At 40.4% G+C, this 8,213-nt stretch carries 6 protein-coding genes and 1 tRNA gene; 2 read left to right on the top strand and 5 right to left on the bottom strand.

Features of this window, described 5'->3' with window-relative positions; genetic code table 11:
• The 5 genes from E1176_RS10085 to E1176_RS10105 form a co-directional block, all read right to left on the bottom strand.
• Nucleotides 1–755, bottom strand: a 755-nt coding sequence (locus E1176_RS10085) for an amidohydrolase (protein WP_155210488.1), incomplete at its 3' end; no start/stop codon positions are given.
• Nucleotides 743–1,888 carry a methionine aminotransferase gene (locus tag E1176_RS10090; protein ID WP_155210489.1) on the bottom strand — a complete coding sequence of 382 codons (1,146 nt, stop codon included), beginning with the start codon at nucleotides 1,886–1,888 and terminating at the stop codon, nucleotides 743–745. The genes E1176_RS10090 and E1176_RS10085, both read right to left, overlap by 13 nt.
• 476 nt (nucleotides 1,889–2,364) lie before the next feature.
• A complete protein-coding gene (locus E1176_RS10095) occupies nucleotides 2,365–3,351 on the bottom strand; it encodes an NAD(P)H-dependent flavin oxidoreductase (protein WP_155210490.1) in 987 nt (328 codons plus the stop codon).
• Nucleotides 3,351–4,721: a M20/M25/M40 family metallo-hydrolase gene (locus tag E1176_RS10100; RefSeq protein ID WP_155210491.1), complete on the bottom strand. Its 1,371-nt coding sequence runs from the start codon at nucleotides 4,719–4,721 to the stop codon at nucleotides 3,351–3,353. Before E1176_RS10100 ends, E1176_RS10095 begins: the two co-directional genes overlap by 1 nt.
• Before the next feature lie 112 nt (nucleotides 4,722–4,833).
• Complete coding sequence (locus E1176_RS10105) at nucleotides 4,834–6,135, bottom strand: DEAD/DEAH box helicase (protein WP_155210492.1); 1,302 nt, start codon at nucleotides 6,133–6,135, stop codon at nucleotides 4,834–4,836.
• Between the two features lie 87 nt (nucleotides 6,136–6,222).
• Here E1176_RS10105 and E1176_RS10110 point away from each other — a divergent pair, with 87 nt between their 5' ends.
• Together E1176_RS10110 and E1176_RS10115 are read left to right on the top strand one after the other, a co-directional pair.
• Entirely contained in the window at nucleotides 6,223–7,560 is a 1,338-nt protein-coding gene (locus tag E1176_RS10110; RefSeq protein ID WP_155210493.1) for a dihydroorotase, read from the top strand.
• 323 nt (nucleotides 7,561–7,883) lie between these two features.
• Nucleotides 7,884–7,959: transfer RNA gene (locus tag E1176_RS10115), tRNA-His, on the top strand.
• Nucleotides 7,960–8,213: the final 254 nt, after the last annotated feature.

Here is an 8,213-nt window from a genome sequence, read left to right on the forward strand (position 1 = left end):
AATTTTTTTCTGTATTTGAGTAATTCCTGACCGGATAAGTTAATTGTTTTTATAACCTCTTTATCTTCCAGCTGAGCCATTTCCGCACCTTTAAAATCGATGATGGCTGAGTGCCCGTTGTAATCTATGCCTGATCCATCGCTACCCACCCGATTTAGTCCAGCGCTGTAGCACAGATTTTCTACCGCTCTAGCTTTAAGCAAAATATCCCATGCACTTACGCGGGCGGCAGGCCAGTTGGCTACGAATAATACAAGGTCAAAATTCATGCGGTGCAGGTCAGTGATGTAATTATTTCTGCTCCAAACAGGAAAACGCAAATCGTAGCAGACCAAAGGAAAAATGCGCCACCCTTTCCATTCTACTATCAGCTTTTGATCACCTCCGGAAAAATGGTCATTTTCATTAGCCATTCTAAAAAGATGGCGCTTATCGTAGGTATGATACTGACCATCCGGCTGCATAAAAATAAGTCGATTGTAGTGTTTATCTCCTTCTTTAATAATCACACTGCCCGTTATGGCTGCTTTAGTTTGTTCAGCCATTTGTTTCATCCACTTAAAGGTGGTGAAATTCATGGGTTCAGCCAGCTTTTCCGACTCCATGCTAAAACCGGTCGAAAACATTTCAGGTAAAATGATAAGATCAGTCTGCTCCTCTATCTGCCAGATTTTCTCTTCAAACATGGCGAGGTTAGCAGCCGTATTTTGCCAGTAAAGCTCTGATTGTATGAGTGTAATTTTTAAATCTTGCATAGTATGCCGGTTGCTTTTTCTAGTGTTTCTTCAGATTTGGCAAAGCAAAACCTCAAAACACCATTGTCGTTCTCATTTTCATAAAATGCAGAAGTGGGGATTGAGGCCACGCCAAATTCTTTAGTGAGGTGCTCAGCCATTTCTTTCTCAGGCATATCAGCTACTTGTTTGTATGACAGTAACTGAAAGTAAGTGCCATGGCAAGGCAATACTTCAAACCGACTGTCTTTGAGTCTGTTTACAAAAAAGTCTCTTTTTTTCTGATAGAAAGAGCCGAGATTTAGATAATTCGTTTCCTCCGTCATATACTCAGCCAGTGCATGTTGAACGGGTGTATTGACACTAAACGTAAGATACTGATGTATCTTTCTGATTTCTGCAGTAAGATTTGCCGGAGCTACTGCATAACCTACCTTCCAACCTGTAGCATGAAACGTCTTGCCAAAGGAAAATATAGCTACACTTCTGGCAGCTAATTCCGGGTATCGTAATACGCTCTCATGCTTTACATTATCAAATGTGATACGTTCATAAACTTCATCACTTATCAAGAAAAGCTCATTCTCAAGTACCACCTTTTGTAAAGAAAGCATGTCTTTCTCCGAAAGTGTGGCACCCGTTGGATTATGCGGAGTATTGATAATAATTAAAGTGGTCTTTTTGCTAATAATTCTTTCCACCTTTGTCCAGTCGATAGCGTAAGATGGGGCCTGTAAAGCAATATGAACGGGTTTACCTCCCGCTAGTCTTACAGCAGGTGCGTAGCTGTCATAAGCAGGATCGAATATGATGACTTCATCTCCGGGTTTTACGATAGCAGATATCGATGCAAATAATGCTTCTGTTGCCCCGGAAGTGACCGTAATGTCAGACTCAAAGTCTACTTCATAGTTGTAAGAGTCATCAATGACTTTGGCAATGGTTTTTCTTAGAGAGGGTAAGCCGGGCATCGGGGCATATTGATTATGCCCATTTTGCATGTTTCTGTTGACTAAACCTATGAGCTCAGATGAAACGGGAAAATCGGGGAAGCCTTGAGATAGGTTGATGGCTCCATGATCAGCTGCCATTTTAGACATCACAGCGAAAATCGAGGTGCTGCTGGTTGGTAATTTAGACTCTATAGAAAGCAAAATGATTGATTTATTAGTTGATTGACAGAGTTAGCCAATAATTTGGTTTAAATCAAACACAGATTTGGTGAAAAAATTTTAATTTTTTTTGAACCGATCATGTAATATTTTAACCGCTTAAATCAGCGATTTTTTTTAACTGAGGCCACATATTTTCAATATTAAATTCTTATCCCTGCAAAATCGCGTAAGATTAGAGCTGAAATTAATTCGAAATTTAAAATAAAATTCTGCAAATTGCGTGGCTAGTAAGATATAGTTATTGAAGTTGATTTGAAGGGACAAAGAAATACTCTTCTCTTGTACGAAATAAATTTCAACCTAAACCTAAAGTACAACTTAGAGAAGTGATCTACACGATAAAAAGTGTGGAAAAACATGATCGGCAAACGAGTCGGTCACGCGCTGAATTGCGCAACCTGTAAACCTGAAAGGGAGCCTTTGGCTCCCTTTTTTATTGGTACAAAATACATCTTTTAGTTTACTGAGCTTTGTTCTGCTACAGTATGATATTCTTCAATTAAGCCTTCTACAATGGCTTTTACGGGCCTTATTTCTTTTACATATTCTATGGATGGGCCTGCACACCACAATGTTTTATAAGTCGCCCCAAAAGCCGCTTTTTCCAGTGATTTCATACCTTTATAGAAGGTGAGCATCTTGGCATACTTTTTTAAGGTTTTGTTTTTATTGAGTATGCGCTCAAGCCAATTTTGGTCGGTGCCAATCTCCTGTACATAAGGAGTGTTAATTACCGTGCATGGTGTGCCGGATAATTTATTAGTCATCACTATGTCTTTTGCACCATAATCGACTATCGCTTGCTTATAATCTGTAGAAACGCCAGCTTCTGTTGTAGCGATAAAAGGTGAGCCCATTGAAATACCACAAGCTCCCAAATCAAGCATTTTTTTAAACTGCTGACCATTACCCACTCCACCGGCAGATATAACCGGTATATTACAGTTTTCTTTCAATAAAGGTATAAGCTCAGTGGGCTTCATCGGTCCTGCATGCCCTCCTGCTTCTGAGTTCACTGCGATAATGGCATCAGCACCCAGTGATTCTACCTTCTTTGCATATTTTACATCTGTAACGTCACAAAAAACTTTTATACCTACCTTGTGGCATTCGTTTATGATCCTTTCCGGACTTCCTAATGAGGTGATGATGAAATCGACTTTGAGGTTTATGCAAGTTTGCAGCTGCTCCTCAAGTCTGTAATTAGACTTGTTGGCAATCAAATTTATTCCGAAAGGGCCTTGAGCTTCTTTCTTAATTTTATTTAAAGCCTCCCTAAAAGCCTCGTCAGTACGATAGTTTAAGGCAGGAATAGCTCCGGTAATTCCAGCTTTGGTTGCTTCTATGGTCATTTCTGCATTTGATACCAAAAACATAGGGGCCATAATTATTGGGTAATCGATACCCAGCATGTCGGTGAGTGCGGTTTTTATTTTATTCATTACAAACCATTTTTATCGATGAGGTAAACCAGAGATGTCATGGCGGCAGCGCCTAACTCAAGCTCACGTTTGTTTACCTTGTCAAAAGTATCAGAAGTTGTGTGATGGTAATTAAAATATCGCTGGCTATCTGGTTGCAAGCCAAAAAGTACCGTGCCTTGCTCTGCCAATGGGCCTATATCTGCACCACCACCAGGTTGAGAAAAATCATGTAATCCGTATGGCTCAAGCAGTACGCTCCAGGCTTTCAATTGTTGTTTTACCTCATCACCACCAGTGGTTCTAAATCCTCTTGGTGTAAAACCACCGCTGTCAGATTCTAAGGCCGCCACGTGTGTTTCTCCTTTTTCTTTGGCTATTTCAGCATATTTATTTCCACCACGCATGCCGTTTTCCTCATTCATAAACATGACTGCGCGTATGGTGTGATTGGGTTTGTAATTGAGTTCTTTCATAATCCGCAAGACTTCTATAGACTGTACACAGCCTGCTCCATCATCATGCGAGCCATCACCTAAATCCCACGAGTCTAAGTGGCCACCTACTACAATATATTCGTTTGGTTTCGTAGAGCCTTTAAGCTCTCCAATTACATTGTAAGAAAGTACGTCTGGAAGCATTTCGCAGTGTGTTTCGAAATAAAATTCCATATCGCTCTCCATCTCTAATGCCTGACTGAGTGTTTCAGCATCTATGGTGCTTATAGCCACCGCGGGAATTTTTGGCTGCTCATCACTATACCTTAAAGTACCTGTGTGTGGCACATCGTCAATGTTAGAGGCCATAGATCTAACTACAACTCCTATAGCTCCATACTTTGCTGCTTCAGAGGCTCCATAGACACGCTGATCAACAGCCCCTCCATAGGCTTTGAAGGTGTGAATTTGGGTTTGGTCAAATGGTCGGTTGAAGAAGACAATTTTGCCTTCCAGGTTCTTTTTACCCAGTTTTTCTAACGATTCGAAATCCTTGACCTCAACGATTTTACCCTGCACTCCCTGGGCACCTGTTCCTATAGAATTACCGATGGCACAAATGGTCATGTCCATATTGCCCAGCCTTTTTGAATTTACGACATGTGCTACTTCCTGTTTTCCGCGTACCCAATGAGGTACCATAACTTCCTGTAGGTATACGGTATCAAAACCATACGCTATCATTTTTTGGCGACTCCACTCTACGGCAGCTGCAGCTTGTGGCGAGCCGCTTAATCGCCCACCAATTTCATTGCTGAGATAGTCAAGCATTTCGTATGACTCGCCTTTTGTAAGTGCCTGATTGTAAATTTTCCTAATCATAGCCTCATCTGATTGAGACTGTGCAGGATAATTTGCTATTAACAGGAGTAATGAGATAAAAATATATTTCATGTTATATTAAATGAAGGTTTTAATTGTAAAATCAATTCTGATGAAAATAAGGATTAATTCTAAAAGCAACGGGAGACAATAATTTTTTTATGAAAAAGGAGGTAAAATCGGCCTATCGTCTCCTCCTTTTATTCTTTACAGGCTTCCTCTTTTTATCGTCTCTAAACTTTCTCTTTTTTTCGTGAAAAGCACCTTTAAAATTAGGGTCATTTTTTCTTTTGATCTGATCAAGTTCAAAATCAATTTCTCGTTGCTCGTTGCGATCGGTGGGAGCTACTTCAACTTCGGCCGGCAGCTTTTCTTCTGGTATTTGTTGCTGTATGAGTTTACTGATGTTCCCAATGTGATGCATCTCAGCTTTGTTGGCAAAAGTTATGGCGATCCCATCATTTTCGGCCCGACCTGTACGCCCAATTCTGTGTACATAATCTTCGTAGATAATAGGAACGTCAAAGTTAATTACATGAGTAACCATGCTTATATCAATACCACGAGCGGTAACATCTGTACTCACCAGAATACGTAATTCACCTTCCCTAAACTGGTTGATAGCATTGATTCTGCTATTCTGGCCTTTGTTGCCATGGATAACCCGCACCGGGCCGAGGCCTTTTCTCTCTAAATATTTAAACACATTGTCGGCCGTGGTTTTCGTTTTGGTAAAAACCATAATCCTGCTTAACTCTTCATTTTGAAGAAGGTGTTCTAAGAACCTGATTTTAGTTTTTACATTAGGCACCTGATATAACACCTGATCAATTGTGCTTACGGTAGAGGCTTGAGGAGTAACTTCTGCCACTTCAGGAAACTCTAAAAACTCTTCAGAAAGTTTTACCACTTTCTCCGGCATGGTAGCAGAAAAGAGGAGGTTTTGGCGCTTAACAGGAATAACCTCTAGTATCTTTCTTATCTGAGGCATAAAACCCATGTCCATCATCTTATCTGCCTCATCTAATACCAATGTTTTTATCTGTTTGGTATTTATATGACCTTTAAGGTAAATATCCATAAAACGGCCTGGTGTTGCCAATAGAATATCAACCCCGGCTTCAATTTGTTCAATCTGTGTTTTGGGGCCTATACCACCATAAACTGCCACATGCCTCAGGTCAGTATATTTGGCAAGCTCTTTTACATTTTGCTCTATTTGAAGAATAAGCTCCCGTGTGGGTGCAACGATCAGGGCTCGTGGGTCGTTGCCCTGGGCATATTTTACCTTCATCAAAATTGGTAATACAAAAGCGGCCGTTTTTCCCGTGCCGGTTTGGGCAACTCCCATTACATCATGGCCTGCCGTGATCAGCGGAATGGCCTTTTCCTGTATAAGTGAAGGCTTTTGATAACCAAGGTCATCTATAGCGTTGAGTAGTTGTTTATTGAGTTTGAAATTTTCAAATGAAGGTGTAGCGTCCATAAATTTTGTGCAATGCTTGTCCCTTGGCTGGGAAACAGTGAAATTTGATGCTAGTAAATGTATGGTAGTCCTCAATAGCAATCAAATATGAAAACCACTTTAATAACTCAGGCAAAGATAGTAAATGAAGGCAAGCAATTTATCGGTGATGTACTCATAAGAGGTCAGATTATCGATAAAATCGGTGATGACTTGTCCGGAGAAGAGGCTGACGAAGTGATTGATGCTAAAGGTAAATTACTTTTGCCGGGAGTAATTGATGATCAGGTACATTTTAGAGAGCCCGGCCTTACACACAAAGCTACTATTTATACCGAGGCAAAAGCTGCCGTGGCTGGAGGTATCACTTCTTTTATGGAAATGCCTAACACAGTGCCCAATGCATTGACACAAGAGCTTTTAGAAGATAAATATGAGATTGCCAAAAAGGACTCCCTGGCAAATTATTCATTTTTTATGGGAGCCTCTAATGATAACCTTGAGGAGGTTTTGAAAACCAACCCAAAAAATGTGTGCGGTGTAAAAGTATTTATGGGTTCCTCTACGGGTAACATGTTGGTAGATCAGGAAGAAACGTTGGAAGGCCTTTTTTCTAAAGTACCTATGTTGATAGCTACACATTGTGAAGATGAAGATACGATAAGAAGAAACACAGCAATATATAAAGAAAAGTATGGCGAAGATGTGCCTATCAAATGTCACCCTGAAATCAGGAGCGAGGAGGCATGTTATAAGTCCTCATCTCTTGCCGTGTCATTGGCCAAAAAACATAATGCCAGACTGCATATTTTGCATATAAGCACTGCTAAGGAGACTGAGCTTTTTGATAATAGTAAGCCTTTGTCAGAAAAACGCATAACTGCAGAAGCTTGTATTCACCACCTGTGGTTTGACGATAGCTATTATGAAACCAAAGGCACTCTAATAAAATGGAACCCTGCGGTAAAGACCGCTGCAGATAGAGATGCCATTTTGCAAGCAGTATTGGATGATAAAATAGATGTAATTGCCACCGATCATGCTCCTCATACATCAGAAGAAAAGCAAAATAAATATTTCAGTGCACCTTCAGGTGGCCCATTGGTACAGCATAGCTTGGTAGCTATGCTTGAGCTGGTAAAGCAGGGTAAAATTTCTGTAGAGCGCATGGTTGAGAAAATGAGTCATAATCCTGCAATCTTATTTGAGATTGAAAAAAGAGGGTATATCAGAGAGGGTTACTATGCCGATCTTGTGTTGGTAGACCCGGAAAATGAATGGACTGTATCAAAAGATAATGTACTGGCTAAATGTGGTTGGTCTCCTTTTGAAGGACAGTCATTCTCTTCGAAAATAACTCATACATTTGTTTCTGGCCACTTAGCGTATCAAGAAGGTCAGTTTGATGAGAGTAAGAAAGGGGAGAGATTGTCGTTTGATAGATAATGTAAGCAGCTGTCAGTTATCATTGGTTATTGCGAACGAAATGAAGCAAGCATTGTTAGCCTAGAGATAATGGCAAACTCAATTGCTGAGAAAATATTTATTGGCATACTTGTTTGTAAATTACAGACTAGTATCTAAATTTGCAGTCCCTTTTGCAGCATACATTGCTGGTAAAGCGGAACTTGTCAAGCTAACGGCCGGCAATATAATATAAATGGTGTGATAATTAAGCCTGTTTACAGGGAGGTTAGAACGCCAAAAATACATGGTGGTTGTAGTTCATCCCGATAGTTATCGGGAGGTTAGAACACCAAAAAATACATGGTGGTTGTAGTTCAGTTGGTTAGAACGCCTGATTGTGGTTCAGGAGGTCGTGGGTTCGAGTCCCATCTTCCACCCAAGTTAAACCTCACTAAATAGTGAGGTTTTTTTGTTTATAAACGATATGAAATTGTAAGAGGGACGAGAAGTTTATCCGCCCACTGGCGGAAGTCCCATCTTCCACCCTTAGAAAGCTCTGTTAGCAATGACAGAGCTTTTTTTATTTGGTTAACATCTCAAAATTCGTCCGACCACTCTAAGTGGTCAGACGAATAATTCTTATCCAAGTTTAAAAAGCTCAGCATGACAACTGGCTTTTGAGCCAGCTCTCT

Source organism: Fulvivirga aurantia, from assembly GCF_009711475.1.
In the GTDB taxonomy this organism is placed as follows: Bacteria; Bacteroidota; Bacteroidia; order Cytophagales; family Cyclobacteriaceae; genus Fulvivirga; species Fulvivirga aurantia.

Coding starts and splice junctions, on each gene's coding strand:
- E1176_RS10110 (WP_155210493.1), top strand. CDS start 6,223: ATGAAAACCACTTTAATAACTCAGGCAAAGATAGTAAATGAAGGCAAG.
- E1176_RS10100 (WP_155210491.1), bottom strand. CDS start 4,721: ATGAAATATATTTTTATCTCATTACTCCTGTTAATAGCAAATTATCCT.
- E1176_RS10105 (WP_155210492.1), bottom strand. CDS start 6,135: ATGGACGCTACACCTTCATTTGAAAATTTCAAACTCAATAAACAACTA.
- E1176_RS10095 (WP_155210490.1), bottom strand. CDS start 3,351: ATGAATAAAATAAAAACCGCACTCACCGACATGCTGGGTATCGATTAC.